Consider the following 22,876-nt stretch of genomic DNA (forward strand, 5'->3'; position numbering starts at 1 on the left):
TAGTGGGGCTATTTAGTAAAACCAAAACCGATGGCCAATAGACCAACGATAATACAATATACGGCAAAATAAGTTAACTTGCTCTTTTTCACTAGAGAAATCATCCATGTACAGGCAAATAACCCTGAAATAAAGGCAGCTATAAAGCCTAATGCTATTGGGGTACTGTTTTCTGAAGAAAACGCTAGATCACCACTTAAAATGTCTTTGGCAATCTTTCCAAAAATTAAGGGGATTACCATTAAAAATGAAAAGCGCGCAGCTTTGGTTTTATCGTTTCCTAATAATACAGAAGTAGAAATTGTAGCACCACTTCTTGAAATTCCTGGTAGCATAGCAATAGCTTGTGCAACACCAATAATAAAAGCGTTAGAGCTACTTACAGATTTCCTGGTGCTTTTTGCTTTGTCTGCAAACCATAAAAGTGCTGCTGTAATGAGCAGCATAAAGCCTACAAACATAATGTTACCTCCGAAGAGTTGTTCTAATTGTTCTTCAAAAAATAAGCCTACTAGTACAGCAGGGATCATAGAGATTATTATTTTAAGGGAAAATAGAGTTTCTTCATTCTTTTTGAATTGAAAAAGACCTTTTACAATCTCCAGAATATCTTTTCTAAAAACAACAATAGTGCTTAATGCTGTAGCAAAATGTAAAACAACTGTAAAAAGTAAAGATTCTTCAGGAATGCTGTTGTCTCCTAAAATGGCTTTGCCAAGTTCTAAATGTCCACTAGACGAAACGGGTAAAAATTCTGTAAGTCCTTGTATTATACCAAGAATGATTGCATCAATGGTTTCCATGTAGTTTTGTTAAATTCGATGCAAATATATAACCTACACTAATATAAAAAGTATCTAGATTATTCTTTTTTAGCCTTGTTGGGATTTAGTAGGATAGCATAGACTTCTATTCCAAAACCAATTAAAACAATCGTAGGTGCTAATCTAATTCGTCTAAATCCGTAGATAGCAGGATTAAATACATTGGGGTCATCACTGCCGCCACCTGCCATAAGGATAAAGCCAAGAGCAATAACAGCTATTCCTATAGCCATTACAATGTAGTTTTTCTTTCCAAAAACATAATCATGTTTATGTTGTACGTTCTTAGTTTTTTGTTTGCTCATGGATATCGTTTTTTATTTCATTATAAATGACCTTACCATCAATAATTAATTTAGAAACATGTCCCATGTTTCCATCGCGGGTAAAGATAGTCCATCTTTTAATAGTATACAAAGTCACACTTTTATTTAAGATAGTATTGTTAAGCTGGTCGATGGTTAAATTTTGTGTTAACCCACGATTGATATAGTAATAATGTTGATCATTTTTTAGAGTGATCGCAATATCAAAACCTGGAGCTTCGGCAATTTGAGTTACTACACCCGGAACCTGCATTACGTCGTCAGGTTGTACATTACGTATGGGTCTAAATGTTTGGATAACAACTGCCATAAATCCTATAAAAATTACCAAAACAATACAAAACCAGATTTTTGCTATTTTTCCCATTGTTTAAACTGTTTCGATTTTGTTTTTTATGCTACTAACTATGATTAATACAATTCCTATGATGATGAATGGAATACTTAATATTTGCCCCATATTTAATAACATACTCTCTTCAAATGCTACTTGATTTTCTTTAAAAATTTCTAAAAATAATCGCGCAGAAAATAAGGTAGTGAGCAAAAGGCCAAATATAAATCCTCTACGTTTTTTTAAGTTTGTTTTTTTGTAGACATACCATAATAATCCAAAAATAATAAGATAAGAAAAGGCTTCATACAATTGTGTTGGATGTCTAGGGATCATATCATCTTTCATAAAGATTACCCCGTAGTCTCCTCCTGTTGGTTTGCCATAGATTTCAGAATTCATAAAATTTCCAAAACGTATAAAGGCGGCTGTTATGGGCGTACCTATGGCTACAAGATCCAATATCTTAAGTAAGGAAGCTCTAGTTTTGTAATAGTACAATAGAATAGCCAAGATCACACCAATGGTGCCACCATGGCTTGCTAACCCTGCAAATCCTGTAAAATGCCAGTTGCCATTTGTAATTTGAAAAGGAAGAAAGATTTCTAAAGGATGTTTAGAAAAATAAGCAAAATCATAAAAAAGACAATGCCCGATTCGTGCACCTGCTAATATCCCTATGAATAAATAGGTAGAAAGTTTTTCGAGATTTTCAACAGGAATTTTCTCAAATATATAAACTCTTTTAACAATTAAATATCCTAATACTAGTCCGGTAACAAAAAGTAACCCATAGTATTTTAAAGGAAATGTGCCAAATAGCTTTACAATTTCAGGATCAACATTCCATTCTATAACTCCCATAAAAATTGGATTAATAATACAATTCGTCTGTCCTTAAATTTAAGAAACGTTGCGTAGCAAAAAAGGTGCTAATCCAAGTGATAAGTACTCCTAGCCCAAATACTCCTGCAAACAGAATGATAAGCAAGATTTCATCATCAAGTAGTGCTAGTTCGGGAAAAGTTTTGTTAATGTAATATAGTACAACACCTACACCAATAAGAGCAACTATAGCGCCGATCATACCAAGGCGTACACTTTTCCAAACAAATGGCTTACGAATAAACTTTTTAGTTGCCCCGACCATTTGCATGGTTTTAATAATAAATCTTTTTGAATATACCGATAACCGAATCGAACTATTAATTAAAAGGACGGCGATAAATGTAAAAATACCACTGATCAGTAGTACCCAAAAACTAATTCGTTTAATATTGTCATTTAATAGTGAGATAAGAGGTTTATCATAAATTACCTCGTCGACAAAATTCTTTTTCGTAATAGATGCAGAGATGTCTTCAATTTTTGCAGCATCTACAAAATCTGCCTTTAGAAATACATCTATAGAGTTTTGAAGCGGGTTGTAACCCAAAAAATCCATAAAATTCTCACCTATATCCTTACTATGCTCCTCTGCTGCTTCATCTTTAGAAATAAAAGTAGTAGACTTTGTGTATTCTGCAAGGGCAAGGGTTTTTTCGAGCTGCTTAATTTCTACATCTTTTGCAGAATCTTTCATATATATCGTTAGAGCAATCTTTTCTTTAAAATGATCAGCAACTTTTTTGGTGTTTAAGACTAACAACCCTAATAAACCTAATAAAAATAACACTAACGAAATACTAATAACTACAGAAAAATAAGAAGAAATTAGTCGTCGTTTTTGGTATTTTTCAAAAGAAGAGCTCATAAATAATTCGATTTTGCAGTAAAAATAATAAAGAATAGTTAATTAACTTTGGTTTATAAAGGAATAACGTATACTTGAAAACAATCTTATTTACGAAATAATTTAATTATGCATACAGTAATTATTGGTATAGGAGGTGTTGGAGGATATTTTGGAGGAAAAATTATTGATTCTGGTCAAAAGGTGACTTTGGTAGCAAGAGGAAAACATTTAGAAGTTATTCTCAAAGATGGACTACAAGTCAAAAGTATCGCTGGTGACTTTATAGCTCACCCATTTATGGTTACTGATTCGATTGATAAGGTTGAAAAGGCTGATTTGATATTAATTTGCACAAAATCTTGGCAAGTCAAAGAGGCTGGGGCGCTAATCAAACCAATTTTAAAAGAAGATACTGTTGTTATTCCATTACAAAATGGTGCTGATAATGCAGAAAAGTTAGTGTCTGTAGTGGATAAGGAACATGTTTTGGGTGGATTATGTAGGATTTATAGTAAAATTGAAAGTCCTGGTGTTATTTCGCATTTTGGACATACACCCGAAGTTGTTTTTGGAGAATTGGATAGGAAAAAAACAGATCGTTTACATAAGGTAAAGGAAATATTTGATAAAGCTGGATTTAAGAATACAATCTCAGAAGATATTGGGGTGGCTATTTGGACCAAATTTATGTTCATTGCTACAGTTAGTGGTTTAGGCGCATTAACTAGAGCATCTATCGGAGAAATGTATGAGGCTCCAGATGTCAAAAAGCTTTTAGAGCAAACAGCGACCGAAATTTATAAGGTTGGTATTGCCAAAGGTGTGGCGTTACCTACAACCATTGTAGATAGTATTATGAATTTTATTGGTAAACAACCTTTTGATTCAACAGCTTCTACGCAAAGAGATATTTTAGAGGGAAGACCTTCAGAACTTGAAAATTTTAATGGATATATTGTAAATGAAGGGAAAAGACTAGGTGTTTCTACACCGGTAAACACCTTTGTTTATAGCTGTTTAGCGCCAATGGAAATAAAAGCACGTAAATAAAGCTCGAAGGTTTCCAAAACCTTTGGGGTTTTAGTAAATTTGCGGTCTTAAATTTAGATCGATGAGTTACGATTTTAATACTATTGAAGCCAAGTGGCAAAAGTACTGGGCAGAACAGCAAACATTCAAAGCTGAGAATAACAGTTCAAAACCAAAATATTATGTTTTGGATATGTTTCCATACCCATCAGGAGCTGGATTACATGTTGGACATCCATTAGGGTATATTGCTAGTGATATTTATGCCCGCTATAAACGTCACAAAGGATTTAATGTATTACACCCACAGGGGTATGATTCTTTTGGGTTACCTGCAGAGCAATATGCTATACAAACAGGACAACATCCAGCAATTACGACCAAAGAAAATATAGCTCGCTATCGTGAGCAATTAGATAAAATCGGATTCTCTTTTGACTGGAGTCGCGAAGTAAAAACCAGTGATCCTAAATTTTATAAATGGACACAATGGATTTTTATAGAGCTTTTTAACTCTTGGTACGATATTAATGAAGATAAAGCAAGAGCTATAGATGATCTTGAAACCATTTTTGCTGCAGAAGGAAATGCTACGATTAATGCAGTTTGCGATGAAGATATAGTATCGTTTACCGATGCTGAATGGAATACATTTTCTTCAAAAGAAAAACAAGCGGTATTACTAAAATATAGATTAACCTATTTAGCAGAGACCGAAGTAAATTGGTGCCCGCAATTAGGAACCGTATTGGCAAATGATGAAATTGTAAATGGTGTATCAGAACGAGGGGGCTATCCCGTTGTCCGAAAAAAAATGACCCAATGGAGTATGCGTATTTCGGCGTATGCGCAGCGATTATTAGATGGTCTTGCAACGATCGATTGGCCGCAACCACTAAAAGATTCTCAAACCAATTGGATAGGACGTTCTGTAGGAGCAAGTGTGACTTTTAATGTAAAAGATCATAATGCTACTATAGAAGTATTTACAACTCGACCTGATACCATTTTTGGGGCGACTTTTATGACTTTGGCTCCAGAACATGATTTGGTAACTCAAATTACAACTCCTGATCAAAAAAATGAAGTAGACGCTTATATAGAAGCTACTGCTAAACGTAGTGAACGTGAACGTATGGCCGATGTAAAAACCATTAGTGGTGTGTTTACAGGTGCCTATGCAGAACATCCGTTTACCAAGGAACCTGTACCTATTTGGATTGGGGATTATGTATTAGCAGGCTACGGTACAGGAGCTGTTATGGCCGTACCATGTGGGGATCAACGTGATTATGATTTTGCAAACTACTTTGCAGATAAAGCTGGTATGCCAGCAATCGTGAATATTTTTGAAGGCGTAGATATTTCTGAGGAAGCTTTTGCTGATAAAGAAAAAACGATCATCACCAACTCTGATTTTTTAAATGGATTATCTTATAAAAAAGCTGTGAAAACAGCGATTTACGAATTAGAAAAATTAGGTCAGGGTCAAGGTAAAACCAATTATAGATTACGTGACGCAGTATTTAGTCGTCAACGATATTGGGGAGAACCATTTCCTGTATATTATGTAGATGGAATGCCACAAATGATTGATGTAGAGCACTTGCCAATCGAGCTACCAGAAGTTGAAAAATATCTACCTACAGAAACCGGTGAGCCACCATTGGGTAGAGCTACTGTTTGGGCATGGGATACCGAAAACAATAAAGTAGTAGCAAATGATCTTATTAATAATGCTACTGTTTTTCCTTTAGAATTAAATACAATGCCAGGTTGGGCAGGAAGTTCATATTACTTCAATAGATATATGGACCCTCATAATGAGGATGAGGTATTCTCTAATGAAGCTATACAGTATTGGAAAGAAGTTGACCTTTATATTGGCGGTAGCGAACATGCCACAGGTCATTTGTTATATGCACGTTTCTGGCAAAAGTTTTTGTTCGATAGAGGCTATATTCCTGTTGATGAATTTGCGAAAAAATTGATTAACCAGGGTATGATTTTAGGAACTAGTGCATTAGTGTATAGGATTAGTGGAACCAATCAATATGTGTCAAAAGGTCTTAAAGATGAATATGACGTTGAAGAACTTAGAGTTGATGTAAATATGATTAATGCTTCAGATGAATTAGATCCAGAAGTATTGAAGAAATGGCAACCTCAATTTGAGGAAGCTGAATTTATTTTAGAAAATGGAAAGTATATTGTTGGTCGCGAGGTTGAAAAAATGTCAAAGCGATGGTATAATGTAGTAAACCCAGATGGGATCTGTGATCAGTATGGCGCAGATAGTTTGCGACTGTATGAGATGTTTTTGGGACCATTAGAGCAAGCAAAACCATGGAATACTGCTGGAATTACCGGAGTACATGGTTTTTTAAAGAAACTTTGGAAATTATATCACAATAATGAAGAGTTTGCTGTTACAGATGCAGTACCTACAAAAGATGCTTTAAAAACACTGCATAAAACAATCAAAAAAGTAGAAGAAGATATCGAGGCATTTTCGTTTAATACCTCTGTAAGTACCTTTATGATTGCAGTAAACGAATTAACAGCTCAAAAATGTACGTCAAGAACGATATTAGAGCCCTTGGCTGTTTTAATTTCTCCTTATGCACCCCATATTGCAGAAGAATTATGGCAAAAACTAGGAAACAATGAATCTATATCAACTGCCACTTTCCCAGTTTTTGATGCTGCACATTTAGTAGAAAGCACAAAAGAGTACCCTATTTCATTTAATGGTAAAATGCGTTTTAAGATAGAATTGCCAATGGATATGAGTAAAGAAGATATAGAAGCCGCTGTTATGGCTCATGAAAAAACGCAACAACAACTAGACGGGCGAACACCTAAAAAAGTGATCGTTGTACCTGGTAAAATTGTAAATGTTGTTGGTTAGTACCTTAATATGTTAAACAAATTAATCCGCTTGTTTATGCGAACAAGCGGATTTTTTTTGATTAAAAGCCAATACCAAAGTGTAATGCGGCGGTGAAAGAAACTTCTTGGTCATTACCAAATCGTACAGGTAAAACTAATTCTGCAAAAACATTGGTTTTCCCCAAAGTGAAACCTCTGTTTAAGAGTGGTGTGAATCCATAACGACCGCTACCAAGCTCAAATGCAAGTCGATTTCCAAAGGTAAGTTTGTTACCTATGCCCCAAAGTAGTCCGGGGTGAACCAATAGCTCACGAACGGCACTAACATTTTCACCTGCACCATTTTCTGCAGAGGCTATAAAAGGAACAAATTCTGCATCAAATGCAAATTTTTCACTTTTTCTAACCGTTATACCTATAGGAAATCCAATGGCATGAGGATCAAATCCATCAATGGTTTCTCCGTCTTGAAAGGTGATTATAGGTTGTACAACTCCAAAGTGTCCGCCAATAGTGTTTTGAGCTTTCACACTAGTAGTAGTTAAACTAATAAATAGTAAGCCTGTAATAAAAAAGATACCAGAAAATTTTTGTTTGTAATTCATAATCATTTGTGTGTAATATTTATAATAAACTTATGTTGGTTCTTAAATGAAGGTATAGTCGATTATCATCAACTATAGAGTCTATACGGAGTATTAACTCGTATAAGAGAAATATTAAAAATATATGCAATGTGCATAGTGCTGTTTCTTGTATACAGCTACTTGACTATAAATAAATGTGTCTTAAAAAGTAATAAGTGTGCGATGTTATCTAGGTCATAAAATACCTATGATGTTTTTAATACAACAGCATTAAGATTGTGCGTGCGGTATATTTTATAATAAATGCACATGGTATACTGTTTGTAAGAAAAATAGGGGTAATACACTACTTAAGAACGAGAGGTGTTTCGAAAAAACGGTTAAGCAAATTCAAAATAAAAATAAATGTTACTTTTTAAAAATACCGAAGTGTAGAACGAATTTTTCATGGGATATAGATTTTAAGTTGGTATTTCAAAATAAATAACTTAATACATAAAAAAGTGTTAGCTAGCTAACACTTTTTTATAGTAAATTAACAGTTATTATATCAATGCTTGTCTATAGAAGAAATATTTTTATACCCTGTTTTAATATACCTTTATAGTAATGATAGACTCTATAGAAATTCTTGGGTTAGTAGCTGCAGTATTAACCACATCTTCATTTTTGCCTCAGGTGTATAAAACCTGGAAAACGAAATCCACCGAGAGTTTATCAATGACCATGCTATTGATTTTTGTAACTGGCGTACTTTGTTGGTTGGTCTACGGGTTTTTGATAAGTAGTTTGCCCATAGTTTTGGCTAATTTTATTACGGCAATTTCAGGATTTCTATTATTGTACTTTAAATATCGATATAAAAACCGATAGAAAATATACAGTTCTTCTGTTTTTTAACATTTTGTCGTGTAATTCAATAAAATTATTGATTGATCATTTTTTGGATATGTTTTATTGTTTTATTTCATAAAAACATCTATTTTCGACAAAAAATTAAGAATATGATAATTGGTGTTCCTAAGGAGATCAAGAATAACGAGAATAGAGTGGGTGTAACACCTGCTGGAACGATGGAGCTCGTTAAAAATGGTCATACGGTTTTTGTTCAGCAAAATGCTGGTTTACAAAGTGGTTTTAGTAATGAAGAATATGTAAATGCAGGAGGTAAAATATTGCCTACAATTGAAGAGGTATATGAAACTGCTGAAATGATTATTAAGGTAAAAGAACCTATAGAACCTGAATATAAATTGATTAAGAAAGATCAATTGGTATTTACCTATTTTCATTTTGCATCAAGTGAACCGCTTACAAATGCAATGATAGACAGCGGGGCTGTGTGCGTTTCTTATGAAACAGTAGAAGATCCTGATCGCAGTTTACCGTTATTAACACCAATGAGTGAGGTTGCCGGAAGAATGTCTATACAACAGGGAGCTAAATATTTAGAAAAGCCATTAAAAGGAAGAGGTATTCTTCTTGGTGGTGTACCAGGAGTAGCCCCAGCCAGAGTATTGATTCTTGGAGGAGGAGTTGTAGGTACACAAGCTGCAAAAATGGCAGCTGGTATGGGAGCAAGTGTAACGATACTTGATATTAGTGTAAAACGTATGCGTTATCTTGATGATGTGATGCCTGCAAATGTAAATACCGAATTCTCTAACGAACATAATATTCGCAAACATATAAAAACGTCGGATCTGATTATTGGTGGGGTATTGATCCCGGGAGCTAAGGCGCCGAAATTGATCACTCGAGATATGCTACAAGAAATGCGTCCGGGGACTGTATTAGTAGATGTGGCGGTAGATCAAGGAGGTTGTTTTGAAACTACAAAACCAACAACGCATCAAGATCCGGTATATATAATTGATGATGTAGTGCACTATTCTGTAGCTAATATGCCAGGAGCAGTGCCATATACATCAACTATGGCATTAACTAATGTCACTTTGCCATATGCAATACAATTGGCAAATAAAGGGTGGAAAACAGCATGTTTAGAAAATGAACCCCTTAAAAAAGGACTAAATGTAGTGCAGGGAGATGTTGTGTATCCCGCAATTTCAGAAGCTTTTGATCTTCCTTTAAAGGATGTGAATGGATATTTAAAATAAACTCGATTTATTGGCTAACTCAAGTTTATTTAAACAAAGACCTCGCTAGTATGGCGAGGTTTTTGTATTTTATATTGTAAATTTAACAAACATTAAAAGTTTATAATTATGATGGGATATTATATTATTGCGGGAATTATATTTTTAGTGAGCTCCTATGTGAGTAATCAACTAAAAAGGAAATTCAAGAAATATTCTAATCTGCATTTACAAAATGGAATGAGTGGTGCAGAGATTGCGACCAAAATGTTGAAAGATAATGGCATTCATGATGTTCAGGTGATTTCAACATCTGGAATGCTTACAGATCACTATAATCCATTAAAAAAGACGGTAAATCTTAGTGAAGGAGTGTATAATCAACGAAATGCCGCTGCCGCTGCTGTAGCTGCTCATGAATGTGGTCATGCTGTACAACATGCTACAGCATATAGTTGGTTAACTATGAGGTCTAAGATAGTTCCTGCCGTTGGGATTTCTAGTAAATTGTCAAATATCGTAATTATGGCAGGTTTAGTTTTATCTGCTTCGGGTATGGTTTTTGGAAATATGGTGTTCCTAATCGGAATATTGCTATTTGCTGTAACTACATTTTTTAGTATGATTACCTTGCCAGTAGAATATGATGCTAGTAACAGAGCATTGGCGTGGTTAGAAAATACAAATATGCTTACAAGTGAAGAACATGCCGGAGCGAAAGATGCTTTAAAATGGGCAGCTCGTACGTATTTAGTTGCTGCTTTAGGTTCATTGGCAACACTGCTATATTTTATTTCGATATTTCTAGGAAGAAGAGATTAAAAAATTGAAAGTAAAGTCAAATCACGAGGGATTGATGATTTCGTGATTTGATTTTATACATTGATTTGTCTATCAATTTGTTGATCAAGAGATATGAAAGTTTCAGTTCTGGAAACACCTTCAATGGCCTGGATATTCTTGTTTAATACATTCATTAAATGCTCATTATCTCGACATAAGATTTTAATAAAAATAGACCAATTTCCGGTAGTATAATGGCATTCTATTACCTCTGGTATTTCTTCTAGTTGTTTTACTGCTTTTGGGTTACTAACTGCTTTATCTAAAAAAACACCAACAAAAGCCATTGTTTTATAACCTAGTACTTTAGGATCGATAACAAATTTAGATCCGGCAATAAGACCAGAAGATTCAAGCTTTCTAAGCCTTTGGTGAATAGCTGCTCCTGAGATGCCAACTTTTCTTGCGATTTTTAAGATAGGAGTTCTTGCATCGCTCATAAGGTTTCTAAGGATTTCTTTATCGATACCATCGATTTTTAAGTTGTTATTTTGTCCTTTCATAGTGCTATAAGTTTCAATTATAAATCAAAAATACGATTAATGCTTTATAGTTGTAATAGTTTTAAAAGTATCTAATTAAGCTTTAACTGTTTTTTTGATAAAATTATCATATCCTATATTTAATCACGTTTGTATTTATAGTACTTTAGAAACTAAAACAAATATTTCGCAATGCGTACAGGTTTAAAAATACTACTGCTTTTAGGGTTGATATTGTTTGTTTCATGCAGCGATTCTGATGATAATCCTAATCCAATCGTTGGTGGTACGACAAATTCTTTATGGATGTTAGGTGATTTTGAATATACTGGTGGAGATGCATCAACAAATATTTCAAGTGTTACTAATACAGGTGTAATTGCAGTTAGCACTTTGGGTCAGGATAATGCAAATGGTAATTATGCCGGATCTTCTTTGAGTGTTACTTACTCATTAAATGGTGGCGGAACTTATACTGTGGTTACTGCCCAAGAATTGGTAACGATATTAGATGCAGATCCAGCTGCCAAACTTGTCGTAATTTCTTGTACGGCAGGAACTCAAAGAGTTGATCCTTTGGCAAGTTCTAAATTTGATTCAGATAGTGCTTCGCGTGATACAGTAATTGTTACTGTTGATAATGAAGGGAAATATCATTTTTCAACACGATCATCAATTACACTAAATAAAACTATAGATATAGGAACAGGAATACCGAATGCTCCAAACGTGATAGATTTTTCTATGGATGACGTATTTGATTTTTTGAAGTAATGTCAAAAATCACTGATAGTTAGGTGAATATAGATATTTTACCCTTTTACGCCATCAGGGTTGTATCCTAAATACTCTTTTTCTTCTTCTTTAAAAATGATTCCATATTCTTCAAGTTCTTTTAGTATAGGGGTGTATACTTCTTCTGCAATGGGAATTTGAACTCCTGGAGTTGTAATTTTCTTGTTTAAAATTCGTAAAGCGGCCATAGCAACCGGTAGGCCTACAGTTCTGGCCATTGCGGTATATGTTTGATCATCTCCTATGCTAACCATTGTTGCATCTATTTGTTTGCGTTCTCCATTGAGTTCATAACCAAATTTATGATACATTACAATCATATCTTTTTCATCCTCTGCAAGTAACCATTCATCCATTAGGATTTTTTGAAGTATTTGTGCAGGCGTAGCATTTGCAATTTGAACTTTTTTATTAGGATTAAATAAATCAAGTTCTAAGAGTTTATCCCACATAATATCATCTTGGTCAATTTTTAGATAATGACGTAGTTTTAATTCTACAGAGTCTGTTGGGGAGTATGCTAAAAAAGAGTTTGTAAAGTCACGATAACTCATATGTTCTGAGTTAGCTATGGTGTAATCATCTGCCGTCATTCCTAATTGAACAAAGGTGTTCCATGCTCTAGAAAAACCAACTCGTCTAATAGTACCACGATACAAAGTTAGAATATCATCTAATCCGTAAATTTTCTGGTATTTTAAAGAGTTGCGATTGGCATATGCTTCAAAACGACCGTATCCTTCAACTTCCAGAAATTCTGTACGTCTAAATAATTTATGATAAGGAATGTATTTATAAGTGCCTTCTTGCAGGAACTCTGCAGCACCACCTTGACCAGCAACTACAACATTACGAGGATTCCAAGTGAATTTGTAGTTCCAGAGATTGGTGTCACTTTCTGGGGCCACCAAACCTCCTGTAAAAGATTCAAATAAAATTAATTTCCCACCCTGATTTCTGATGCGATCAATAACTTGCATAGCACTCATATGGTCAATTCCAGGATCAACACCAATCTCATTCATAAAGATTAGTCCTTTTTTGCGAACTTCGGAATCAAGTTCTTGCATCTCTGGGCTTACGTATGAGGCGGTTACCATTGATTTATTGTATGATAAGCAGTCTTTGGCTACTTCGATATGAAATCTCGCAGGCAACATGGATACTATAATATCTGCATTTTTGATTGCTTCTTTTCTAGAATCAGTATCAAAAACATCTAATCTAATAGCTACGGTATTAGGGTGCTTATTCGCTAATTTTTTAGCATTTTCAAGAGAAATGTCCCCAATAGTAATATGAAGATTCTCTAAAACCGATTTGTCTTGGAAATATTTAATTAAAACAGCAGTAGATTTTCCTGCGCCAATAACTAGAATTTTTCTCATAGGTGTTGATATTTTGATAACTTTGATACGAAAGTAGTAAATACTGCAAAAAGTAAGTTCTCTATAGTATTGTATTAATTAGGTTTCTTTAAAATATGTGTTTAAAACATAAAAAATCTTATCAATAATAATCAGTTATGAATAAAACCAAAGTAAATAAAATAATTTTGATTACTGGAGCTACATTGGCTTTAATATCCGTCATTTTAGGTGCATTTGGAGCACACGGTTTAGAAAAGCTGGTAGATTCTGATGGTATTGATTCTTTTACAACGGGGGTGCGTTATCAAATGTATCATGCAATTGCTTGTATCATATTAGGTAATATGACAATTCTTGAAGATGTATCACGAAAGAAGATCTTTTACTTGTTTCTGGGGGGAATCACCCTTTTTTCAGGGTCAATATACCTTTTGGTAATTGATGAGGTTTTAGGATTTTCTTTGTCAAGTATTGGTTTTGTTACACCTTTAGGAGGTTTTTTGTTAATTTTTGGATGGATTTTCTTTATTATTTCACTTGTTAAGATTAAATGATTTTTTATCGCTTAGTGTGATTATTATTTATAATTTTGCACGTACATAACATAACACAACATATTTTTATGGAACCACTGTATCCAATTACGAAAACGTTTTCGTTAAAGCATTACGGTATTGAAAATGCTACAATGCGTTACCAACTATCTCCTGAAGAACTTCAGGATGAAGTAGTGCAAAAAGGTCAAGGACAAATTACATCATCTGGCACCTTGGCGGTGAACACAGGTGAGTTTACGGGTCGTTCGCCTATGGATCGCTTTATTGTTAAAGATCAAGTCACCGAAGATAAGATATGGTGGGGAGATATTAACATTCCTTTTGGTGCAGATGCATTTGACGCGCTTTATGAAAAGGTTACTAAATATCTTTCTGGAAAAGAGATTTTTGTACGTGATAGCTATGCTTGTGCAGATCCAGAGTATAAGTTAAACATAAGAGTGATCAATGAGTATCCTTGGTCTAATATGTTTGCTTATAATATGTTTCTAAGGCCAACTAATGAAGAGTTAAAAGATTTTGAACCGGAATGGACAGTAGTAAATGCTCCTGGTTTTATGGCTGATGCGGCTACAGATGGTACGCGTCAACATAATTTTGCAATTCTGAATTTTACTAAGAAAATTGCTCTTATTGGAGGAACGGGTTATACCGGAGAAATAAAAAAAGGTATTTTCTCTGCCTTAAATTTTATTTTACCCGTATATAAAGAAACGTTGCCAATGCATTGTTCTGCAAATGTTGGAGAAGACGGAGATACAGCCATATTTTTTGGGCTTTCGGGAACTGGAAAAACAACTTTATCCACAGATCCAAATCGCAAGTTAATCGGAGATGATGAACATGGGTGGACAAAAGAAAATACTATATTTAATTTTGAAGGCGGTTGCTATGCAAAGGTAATTGATTTGTCGGCAGAGAAAGAGCCCGAGATTTATAAAGCTATTAAGAAAGGAGCAATTCTTGAAAATGTAATTATAGATGATAAAGGCGAAGTAGATTATGCTAATACTTCAATTACTCAAAATACAAGAGTAAGCTATCCTATACATCATATTGAGAATATTCAAGAACCATCAATAGGTAAAAACCCAAAAAATATATTCTTTTTAACAGCCGATGCTTTTGGTGTTATTCCTCCAATTTCTAAACTTACTCCTAGTCAGGCAGCATATCATTTTATATCAGGATATACGGCTAAAGTGGCTGGAACAGAAGCTGGAGTTGTAGAGCCTACACCTTCTTTTTCTGCTTGTTTTGGAGCACCATTTATGCCATTACATCCAGCAGAATATGCAGAAATGTTAGTTAAGAAAATGAAAGAAACTGGGGTAAATGTATGGTTGGTTAATACGGGTTGGACCGGTGGGCCTTATGGTGTAGGGACACGAATTAAGCTAAAATATACTCGTGCTATGATTCAAGCAGTGCTTAATGGTGATTTAGGGTTGTATTCCTATGATAAATACCATATTCATTCGGTATTTGGAGTTGCGCAACCTAGACAATGTCCTGGTGTTCCAGATAGTGTTTTGAGCCCTAGAGCAACATGGAATGATGATGAGTCCTATTATACAACTGCTTTTAAGCTTACAAACGCTTTTAGAGAAAACTTTAAAAAGTTTGAAGCTTATGCCAATGAAGAAATTAGACGTGGAGGGCCACAACGATATTCTTTCTAAGAATAGCTAGTATAATAAATCTATAATAAAAAAGTCTGGAAATTAATTTCCAGACTTTTTTATTTACGTTATATCAATAATAGTTTGATATATTACTTCTTGTTTGCTTCTTTGATATATTTTTGAAGCGCCATGGTCATAGACGGCGTCTCTGGTGTTGGAGCTTGAATATCTACTGTTAAATCATGCTCTTCGGCTGCCTTGACAGTCGAGTTTCCGAAAACAGCAATTCGAGTGTCGTTTTGCTTAAAATCAGGAAAATTCTCGAATAATGATTGTATCCCAGAAGGACTGAAAAACACTAAAATATCGTAAAATACATCTCTTAAGTCAGATAAATCACTAACTACAGTTTTGTAAAAAACGCCCTGTTTCCAATCCACTTTAAGGTTATCCAAAGTGTCAGGGATTAGAGGTTTTAGTTTGTCTGAAGAAGGAAGTAAAAACTTTTCATTCTTATACTTCTTAATTAACGGAGCAAGTTCTTGGAAAGTACGCTTTCCAACATAAATTTTTCTTTTACGGTAAACTACATATTTTTGAAGATAGTAAGCTACAGCCTCACTTTGACAAAAATATTTTAAAGAATCGGGAACCTTAAATCGCATTTCTTCAGCAATTCTGAAAAAATGATCAACAGAGTTGCGACTGGTAAGAATAATAGCAGTATACTGTGATAAATCCACTTTTTGTAACCTTACTTCTTTGGCATCAACTCCCTCTACATGAATGAAGGGGATAAAGTCAATTTTAACTTTTTCCTTTTCCTCTAAATCAAAATAAGGTGAATTTTCTACTTTAGGCTCAGGTTGAGAGACCAAAATTGTTTTCACTTTCATAAATATTCTTTTCTTACGTTCCTAACTTATCTTATTTAATAAGCTTATATAGTATAAAATAGGGTGCAATTTCAAGTGCGCAAAGATACAAAATAAAATAAAACAAGTGCTTTAAAATTGTATTTTCATTTTTTTTATAAAAAGAGATGAGAACAATTGCATTTATGATAAATAGTAGGGCTAATACTGCGATAAATACATTTCTGGTGGGGAGAAAAGCATAGATAAATATAATGTTTATAGGTAGTAATAATACGCCAATAAAATTGCGATAAGATACCTTATGAAATAAATATTCATCTATGATAGAATCAATTGAGAAAATTGTGGCAACTATTTTTTCTACTAATAATTTACAAATTACAATTACAGTATAAAGAATTATGATCTTAAAAAACAAGTTAATTTGTATAGGTAAAACTTCAAATTCGAATGCTTCAAAACCTGAATATAAAAATAATGAAACAGAGATAATCTGTAAAATAAGTAAGATTGTATTAAAAGGTGAAGATAAAGTACTGGTTTTTTGAGATGATATGATATACTTAGTGCTAGTAAAGAGTGTCATGAAATCGGCAAACTTAAGAGCGTCTAACTTTTTCGCAATAGCAAGTAATGCAAGGCATAAAACTAGTAAGATAGTTAGCCAATTATTCGATGTTATTTCTCTTGTGATAAATTCCATATCCTATTGCGGGATAAAATTACGATCAATTAATGTATAAAAGCAAAAAAACATCTAGTTATTTCATTGTTCAATGGGTCTAATTATTTAGTTATATTTGCGTGAAAAATAGTATCGATGGCAGAGGCTTTAGTCATTATTCCTACCTATAATGAAATTGAAAATGTAGAACGAATTATTAAGAATGTGTTTTCACTTCAGCGTGATTTTCATATTCTTATTGTAGATGATAGTTCTCCTGATTTAACTGCTGCAAAAGTTAAAGAGTTACAGCAAGAATATCCGGATATTCTATTTTTGGTCGAACGAAAAGATAAACTGGGCTTAGGTACTGCGTATATAACTGGATTTAAATGGGGATTAGAAAGGTCTTACAACTATATATTCGAAATGGATGCAGACTTTTCTCATAACCCAAATGATTTGATACGATTGTATAATGCCTGTTCTAAGGGAACTGCCGATGTTGCTATCGGTTCTAGGTATGTTACTGGGGTAAATGTTGTAAACTGGCCGATGAGTAGAGTTTTACTCTCGTGGGGAGCATCAAAATATGTTCGTTTTATCACAGGAATGGATATTCATGACACAACTGCGGGATTTATCTGTTATAAAAGAGAGGTTCTTGAGAAAATAAACTTAGATAAAATAAAATTTGTTGGATATGCTTTTCAGATAGAGATGAAATTTAAAGCATATTTACTAAAATTTAAAATAAAAGAGGTTCCTGTAATTTTTACAGATAGAACTAGGGGTAATTCAAAAATGAGCAAAGGGATTATATCTGAAGCCGTTTTTGGAGTAATAAAAATGAAATTTAATAGCTTGTTTAATCGTTACGAGATATGAAAGTAAACTCAGTACTTATAAAGAATGTACATATAGTAAATGAAGGTCAAATTTTTGCAGGAGATGTCTATATAGAAAATGGAGTCTTTAAAGAAATAGCTGATCAGATAAGTGCAAAATCTTCTGATGTTAAAATTATTGATGCTGAAGGAAAATACTTATTACCTGGAGTAATTGATGATCAAGTACATTTTAGAGAACCTGGATTAACACATAAAGCAACTATAGAAACAGAATCCAGAGCAGCCGTAGCTGGTGGGATAACATCTTTTATTGAAATGCCTAATACGGTACCACAATCTACAACTATTGAAAAATTAGAAGAGAAATTCGAGATAGCTTCAAAAACAAGTTATGCCAATTACTCTTTTATGTTTGGTGGGACTAATGATAATTTAGAGGAGATATTAAAAGTTGATCCTAAAAAAGTGGCGGCTCTTAAGTTGTTTTTAGGATCATCTACAGGAAATATGTTGGTGGATAACCCCGAGATATTAGAAAAAATATTTTCGTCTACAGATTTACTAATTGCTGTGCATTGTGAAGATGAGCAAACAATTAAAGACAACACAGCTCGTTATAAAGAAACGTATGGAGATGATATTCCTATTGAATTTCATCCAGTAATACGTAGTGAAGAAGCTTGCTATTTATCATCGTCAAATGCCGTAGCTTTAGCAAAGAAAACAGGTGCAAGATTGCATGTTTTTCATCTTTCCACAGCAAAAGAACTTGAATTGTTTACAAATAAAATTCCTCTTAAAGATAAAAAGATTACTGCAGAAGTATGTATTCATCATTTATGGTTTTCGGATGCAGATTATGCTACAAAAGGAACTTTAATCAAGTGGAATCCGGCAGTTAAAACAGCTAAAGACAGAGATGCCTTATTTACTGCTTTGTTAGAAGATAAATTAGATGTGATTGCAACAGATCATGCGCCACATACTTCTGAAGAAAAAGATAATGTGTATACCAAAGCACCTTCTGGAGGCCCATTAGTTCAACATGCGCTTCCCGCAATGTTGGAATTTTATCATCAGGATAAGATAAGCTTAGAAAAGATTGTAGAAAAAATGTGTCATAACCCCGCAATCTTATTTCAGATTGAAAATAGAGGATATATAAAAGAAGGGTATAGTGCAGATGCGGTATTAGTTGATTTGAATGCACCATGGACTGTAAATAAAGAAAATATAGCTTATAAATGTGGTTGGTCTCCTTTTGAAGGAACAACATTTAAATCACGTATCACCCACACTTTTATAAATGGAAATTTGGCATACGAAAATTTCAAGTTTTATGAAGAAAAGCATGGGCAAAGACTAACTTTTGATAGATGATTAAAAAAAGATACATATGCTTTGTGATGATTCTAGTTGCGCTAGCTTGTCAAAGTATAGATAAAATAGAGCAGCCTAAAATATTACTAGGAGAAGATCAAATGGTTGAGGTTCTTACAGATATTGCTTTTGTAAAAGCAGCAAAAGGCTCTTATAAGAGATTTTTGGAAGAGAATAAAATGAATCCAGAGACTTATATTTTGCAAAAACACAATATTGATAGTATTGTTTTTGAAGAAAATAATATATGGTATTCAGGACAATTGGATACATATGAGAAGATATTTACGCGAGTAAAAGCTAATCTTGAAGAATCAAAGAATAAATATGAAAAGATTAGAAAAGAAGAAGATTCTATAAAAAAGATACAAGACTCTATTAATAAAGTAAAAGATACATTAACTGATAAAAAGGAGCTTCTAAAAGATGATGAAAGTATGCATCAAGAACTAATGCAGCTTGATCACTAGAAGTAGGGTTTAAATTTCGCTCAAAAAATGTTGTGCGGTCTCTTTTACAGCTTTTTCTATTGGAATAAAAGTGTAATCCAACTCTTTTTTAACGGCATCGTTTTTATATATAGGACTAGAAAAAGCACTCTGAATTGATGATTTAAAAATTGAGCGTTTTGTTCTAAAAAGGATATGACTTAGATATTGCAAATAGAATGCGATTTTCATTAAAACAGGAGTAGCTTTTTTAGTAGGTACGGGTTTGTTTAACGCATTTGCAATTAATGTAAATGCAGTCTTGAAACCTAAATTTTCTCCAATCACAATATACCTTTTATTAGTACATGCACCATTCATGAGTTGGCACATGATATTCGTAACATCATCTATTGCAACATATCCTGTAGACCCTGAAGTATAGTATTTCATACCCGCATTAATTCTTTTGAATAGATATCCACTACCACCTTCATAAAACCCTGGCCCAATAATAATTCCAGGATTTACGATTACAACATCTAAATGTTCTTGAGCTCCCCGCCAAACTTCCATTTCGGCGCCATACTTTGTAATGGCATATACAGATTTTGAGATTTCGGGATTCCATTCTGATGATTCATCGATAAAAGGAACATTAGGTTCTTCGTCTAAGGTAGCAATAGAGCTAACATAACAAAGTTTTTGGATGTTGTTAATTAAGCATAGATTTACTATGTTGGCGGTTCCTTCAATATTAATTTTGCGTAATTTTTTGTAATGTTTAGGATTAAATGTGATCCAAGCGGCACAATGATATACATGAGTAATTTCATGAAAAGCATCACTTAAATCCGGGATGTTCGTAATGTCTGTTTTTACCCAATCTATAGTGTTAAAAAGTGTATCTGCTTGATCTGTTAAGTAATACGAGAATATTTTTTTAGCATGTTCTCTTTTGGTTTCGGATCTATAAAGTGCGCGCACTTTATGTTTTTCTTTTACGATTTTCATCAATAAATGAGTGCCTACCAATCCTGTTGCTCCTGTAACTAAAATCATGAATAAATATTCTAAAGACTAAAATAATCATATTTAGGATTCCTTATATATTCATAGCTAAATATTATCCATATTTTTATCTTTGTCGATCTTAATCGAATTATAGTATAATGACCAAGAATTTTATAGAAGAGCTAAAGTGGCGAGGTATGTTGCATGATGCCATGCCAGGAACCGAAGAATATCTAATGGAACAAATGAGGGCAGCATACGTAGGGTTTGATCCTACAGCAGACTCATTGCATATAGGTAATCTTGTACCTATTATGTTGTTGGCACATTATCAAAGAGCAGGTCATAAGCCTTTTGCTTTAGTGGGCGGAGCTACAGGAATGATAGGTGATCCCTCTGGTAAATCTGCAGAGCGCAATTTGTTGGATGAAAAAACACTACGTCATAACCAAGAAGCGATCAAAGCACAATTAGCAAGGTTCTTAGATTTTGAAAGTAATGAAGCCAATGCAGCTGTATTAGTAAATAACTATGATTGGATGAAAAACTTTTCATTTCTTGAATTTATTAGAGATGTGGGTAAACATATCACTGTAAATTACATGATGGCTAAAGATTCTGTAAAAAATCGAATTTCTTCTGAATCATCAGACGGAATGTCTTTTACAGAATTTACATATCAATTAGTACAGGGGTATGATTTTTTGCATCTTTATAAAGAACATGATTGCACTTTACAAATGGGTGGTAGTGATCAATGGGGTAATATTACTACAGGAACAGAATTGATCAGGAGAATTGGAGGCGGTAAAGGATATGCCTTAACGTGCCCATTAATTACTAAATCTGATGGTTCTAAATTTGGAAAATCCGAAGGGGGTAATGTTTGGTTAGATGCTAAGAGAACCTCTCCGTACAAGTTTTACCAATATTGGTTAAATACCAGTGATGAGGATGCAGAAAAATATATTAAGATTTTCACTTTTTTAACAAAAGAAGAAATAGAATCATTAATACTGGAGCACAAAGAAGCCCCACATCTACGGATTTTACAGAAGAAACTGGCTGATGAGGTTACTGTAATAGTGCATTCTCAAGAGGATCTAGATAATGCAATTAAGGCTTCTGCAATTCTTTTTGGGAAATCAACGTCTGCAGACCTTAAGGATTTGGATGAAGCTACATTTTTAGATGTTTTTGATGGTGTACCGCAGTCTGAGTTGCCCAGAGAAATTTTAACAGAGGGACTTAATATTATAGGAGCTTTGGCAGAAAAAACGGGATTCTTAAAATCTAATGGTGAGGCTAGAAGAGCTTTGAAAGAAAACTCCATATCTGTAAATAAAGAAAAGGTTACTGATAGTTACGCTATATCTGAAAGTGACTTAATTAATGATATGTTTATTCTTCTTCAACGAGGAAGAAGAAATTATTTTGTTATTAGAGCAGTATAGTTAGTGCTTTAAACTCAAAACATCTAATTTGTTTTGACAAGAAAACAATAAAAAACAAAGCCTACCAGAATCTCTTCTTAGTAGGCTTTGTCAACTAACCAATCAATTATTGAAAAAAACTTAACATTCAATACAGTTCGATGCAACTGTATTATTTCTTTATTTTAATTCCTTGCCAATTTGCGTCTGCTTTAGCTTGCAATTGTTTAGGATTTTCTGCTGACCATTTTTCTAGGGTATTTACTCCCCATGAATTGTAAAATAAATACAATTTACTATCTCGTATTTCAAAAGTCTTAGGATTAATATCAACCTTATCATTGTTTACAGCTACTGCATATGCACAATATCCGCCATACTGTGGTATGAATTTATCTGGATTACTTTTGAACTTATTTAAGTTATCTTGAGTAGCAAATGCATATTTTACATTATCATGAGTAGCTGTAATTTTGCTATCTCCTTTGATTGCTTTATTGTTAAAATACTCTGTTACATCATATCCCTCTGCAACAAAACTTTTTTTTGTATTATAATCTATTTGTTGCGCACTTGCTATAATTATAAAAAAGCTAAACAGTAAAGTGAGATAAGTTTTCATTTGTTTGTTTTCAAGTAACTTCCCCAATTCAGTCGAGTTTTTTTTTAATCATTACAACTTTAACATAATTATAAGACTTTGTTTATGAGTGTTTTTCTGTTAGGATAG

The 22,876-nt window shown here is 33.6% G+C and carries 24 protein-coding genes; 12 read left to right on the plus strand and 12 right to left on the minus strand.

Going from position 1 to position 22,876, the window contains the following annotated elements:
- Positions 1-8 precede the first annotated feature (8 nt).
- From D1816_RS18300 to D1816_RS18320, 5 genes are read right to left on the minus strand one after another with little or no spacing between them, the layout of a single operon-like run.
- Positions 9-803 carry an undecaprenyl-diphosphate phosphatase gene (locus tag D1816_RS18300; protein WP_066315925.1) on the minus strand — a complete coding sequence of 265 codons (795 nt, stop codon included), beginning with the start codon at positions 801-803 and terminating at the stop codon, positions 9-11.
- Positions 804-862: 59 nt separating this feature from the next.
- Positions 863-1,129, minus strand: coding sequence for a DUF3098 domain-containing protein (locus tag D1816_RS18305; RefSeq protein ID WP_066315928.1), 267 nt, complete (start codon positions 1,127-1,129; stop codon positions 863-865).
- On the minus strand, positions 1,110-1,517 hold the full coding sequence (locus tag D1816_RS18310) for a hypothetical protein (RefSeq protein ID WP_118504727.1): 408 nt from the start codon (positions 1,515-1,517) through the stop codon (positions 1,110-1,112). Before D1816_RS18310 ends, D1816_RS18305 begins: the two co-directional genes overlap by 20 nt.
- Positions 1,518-1,520: 3 nt before the next feature.
- Complete coding sequence (gene lgt / locus D1816_RS18315; protein ID WP_369886578.1) at positions 1,521-2,348, minus strand: prolipoprotein diacylglyceryl transferase; 828 nt, start codon at positions 2,346-2,348, stop codon at positions 1,521-1,523.
- Positions 2,349-2,358: 10 nt separating this feature from the next.
- Positions 2,359-3,237 (minus strand): ABC transporter permease, encoded by an 879-nt coding sequence (locus D1816_RS18320; protein WP_118504731.1) that lies wholly within the window; start codon positions 3,235-3,237, stop codon positions 2,359-2,361.
- A gap of 108 nt (positions 3,238-3,345) precedes the next feature.
- Here D1816_RS18320 and D1816_RS18325 point away from each other — a divergent pair, with 108 nt between their 5' ends.
- Complete coding sequence (locus D1816_RS18325; protein ID WP_118504733.1) at positions 3,346-4,269, plus strand: ketopantoate reductase family protein; 924 nt, start codon at positions 3,346-3,348, stop codon at positions 4,267-4,269.
- A gap of 61 nt (positions 4,270-4,330) precedes the next feature.
- On the plus strand, positions 4,331-7,159 hold the full coding sequence (gene leuS / locus D1816_RS18330; RefSeq protein WP_118504735.1) for a leucine--tRNA ligase: 2,829 nt from the start codon (positions 4,331-4,333) through the stop codon (positions 7,157-7,159).
- Between the two features lie 61 nt (positions 7,160-7,220).
- Here leuS and D1816_RS18335 read toward each other — a convergent pair whose 3' ends face one another.
- Complete coding sequence (locus D1816_RS18335; protein WP_118504737.1) at positions 7,221-7,745, minus strand: hypothetical protein; 525 nt, start codon at positions 7,743-7,745, stop codon at positions 7,221-7,223.
- 591 nt (positions 7,746-8,336) lie between these two features.
- On the opposite strand from D1816_RS18335, the gene D1816_RS18340 reads away from it, so the two are divergent.
- The 3 genes from D1816_RS18340 to D1816_RS18350 all read left to right on the plus strand — a co-directional run bounded on the left by D1816_RS18340 (position 8,337) and on the right by D1816_RS18350 (position 10,648).
- Entirely contained in the window at positions 8,337-8,600 is a 264-nt protein-coding gene (locus tag D1816_RS18340) for a SemiSWEET family sugar transporter (protein ID WP_082832498.1), read from the plus strand.
- A 131-nt stretch (positions 8,601-8,731) separates the two neighbouring features.
- Positions 8,732-9,847 carry an alanine dehydrogenase gene (gene ald, locus D1816_RS18345; RefSeq protein ID WP_118504739.1) on the plus strand — a complete coding sequence of 372 codons (1,116 nt, stop codon included), beginning with the start codon at positions 8,732-8,734 and terminating at the stop codon, positions 9,845-9,847.
- A gap of 108 nt (positions 9,848-9,955) precedes the next feature.
- The gene (locus tag D1816_RS18350) at positions 9,956-10,648 is read left to right on the plus strand and encodes a zinc metallopeptidase (protein ID WP_118504741.1); all 693 of its coding nucleotides are present in this window, start codon (positions 9,956-9,958) and stop codon (positions 10,646-10,648) included.
- A 53-nt stretch (positions 10,649-10,701) separates the two neighbouring features.
- Here D1816_RS18350 and D1816_RS18355 read toward each other — a convergent pair whose 3' ends face one another.
- Positions 10,702-11,172 (minus strand): Lrp/AsnC ligand binding domain-containing protein, encoded by a 471-nt coding sequence (locus D1816_RS18355; protein ID WP_066315955.1) that lies wholly within the window; start codon positions 11,170-11,172, stop codon positions 10,702-10,704.
- Between the two features lie 171 nt (positions 11,173-11,343).
- Between D1816_RS18355 and D1816_RS18360 the strand changes: the two genes are divergently transcribed.
- A complete protein-coding gene (locus D1816_RS18360) occupies positions 11,344-11,925 on the plus strand; it encodes a hypothetical protein (RefSeq protein ID WP_118504743.1) in 582 nt (193 codons plus the stop codon).
- A gap of 38 nt (positions 11,926-11,963) precedes the next feature.
- Here D1816_RS18360 and D1816_RS18365 read toward each other — a convergent pair whose 3' ends face one another.
- On the minus strand, positions 11,964-13,334 hold the full coding sequence (locus tag D1816_RS18365; protein WP_066315960.1) for a saccharopine dehydrogenase family protein: 1,371 nt from the start codon (positions 13,332-13,334) through the stop codon (positions 11,964-11,966).
- A 137-nt stretch (positions 13,335-13,471) separates the two neighbouring features.
- On the opposite strand from D1816_RS18365, the gene D1816_RS18370 reads away from it, so the two are divergent.
- Positions 13,472-13,870, plus strand: a complete 399-nt coding sequence (locus D1816_RS18370) for a DUF423 domain-containing protein (RefSeq protein ID WP_118504745.1) — start codon at positions 13,472-13,474, stop codon at positions 13,868-13,870.
- Positions 13,871-13,938: 68 nt separating this feature from the next.
- Complete coding sequence (pckA, locus tag D1816_RS18375; RefSeq protein WP_066315965.1) at positions 13,939-15,555, plus strand: phosphoenolpyruvate carboxykinase (ATP); 1,617 nt, start codon at positions 13,939-13,941, stop codon at positions 15,553-15,555.
- Between the two features lie 92 nt (positions 15,556-15,647).
- Here the strand turns inward: pckA and D1816_RS18380 are convergent, their stop codons facing one another.
- Together D1816_RS18380 and D1816_RS26290 are read right to left on the minus strand one after the other, a co-directional pair.
- The gene (locus tag D1816_RS18380; RefSeq protein WP_066315966.1) at positions 15,648-16,394 is read right to left on the minus strand and encodes a uroporphyrinogen-III synthase; all 747 of its coding nucleotides are present in this window, start codon (positions 16,392-16,394) and stop codon (positions 15,648-15,650) included.
- Positions 16,395-16,425: 31 nt separating this feature from the next.
- The gene (locus tag D1816_RS26290) at positions 16,426-17,079 is read right to left on the minus strand and encodes a DUF4271 domain-containing protein (RefSeq protein ID WP_118504747.1); all 654 of its coding nucleotides are present in this window, start codon (positions 17,077-17,079) and stop codon (positions 16,426-16,428) included.
- A gap of 117 nt (positions 17,080-17,196) precedes the next feature.
- Here D1816_RS26290 and D1816_RS18390 point away from each other — a divergent pair, with 117 nt between their 5' ends.
- The 3 genes from D1816_RS18390 to D1816_RS18400 are packed head-to-tail and all read left to right on the plus strand — an operon-like array spanning position 17,197 to position 19,741.
- The gene (locus tag D1816_RS18390; RefSeq protein ID WP_066315969.1) at positions 17,197-17,928 is read left to right on the plus strand and encodes a polyprenol monophosphomannose synthase; all 732 of its coding nucleotides are present in this window, start codon (positions 17,197-17,199) and stop codon (positions 17,926-17,928) included.
- Positions 17,925-19,271: a dihydroorotase gene (locus D1816_RS18395; protein ID WP_118504749.1), complete on the plus strand. Its 1,347-nt coding sequence runs from the start codon at positions 17,925-17,927 to the stop codon at positions 19,269-19,271. Before D1816_RS18390 ends, D1816_RS18395 begins: the two co-directional genes overlap by 4 nt.
- Positions 19,268-19,741, plus strand: coding sequence for a DUF4296 domain-containing protein (locus D1816_RS18400; RefSeq protein ID WP_118504751.1), 474 nt, complete (start codon positions 19,268-19,270; stop codon positions 19,739-19,741). Before D1816_RS18395 ends, D1816_RS18400 begins: the two co-directional genes overlap by 4 nt.
- A gap of 9 nt (positions 19,742-19,750) precedes the next feature.
- Here D1816_RS18400 and D1816_RS18405 read toward each other — a convergent pair whose 3' ends face one another.
- Complete coding sequence (locus D1816_RS18405) at positions 19,751-20,761, minus strand: NAD-dependent epimerase/dehydratase family protein (RefSeq protein ID WP_118504753.1); 1,011 nt, start codon at positions 20,759-20,761, stop codon at positions 19,751-19,753.
- 110 nt (positions 20,762-20,871) lie between these two features.
- On the opposite strand from D1816_RS18405, the gene tyrS reads away from it, so the two are divergent.
- Positions 20,872-22,167 (plus strand): tyrosine--tRNA ligase, encoded by a 1,296-nt coding sequence (gene tyrS, locus D1816_RS18410; RefSeq protein ID WP_118504755.1) that lies wholly within the window; start codon positions 20,872-20,874, stop codon positions 22,165-22,167.
- A 151-nt stretch (positions 22,168-22,318) separates the two neighbouring features.
- Here the strand turns inward: tyrS and D1816_RS18415 are convergent, their stop codons facing one another.
- On the minus strand, positions 22,319-22,768 hold the full coding sequence (locus D1816_RS18415; protein WP_066315983.1) for a YHS domain-containing (seleno)protein: 450 nt from the start codon (positions 22,766-22,768) through the stop codon (positions 22,319-22,321).
- Positions 22,769-22,876 lie beyond the last annotated feature (108 nt).

The organism is Aquimarina sp. AD10 (genome assembly GCF_003443715.1).
Taxonomy (GTDB): domain Bacteria; phylum Bacteroidota; class Bacteroidia; order Flavobacteriales; family Flavobacteriaceae; genus Aquimarina; species Aquimarina aggregata.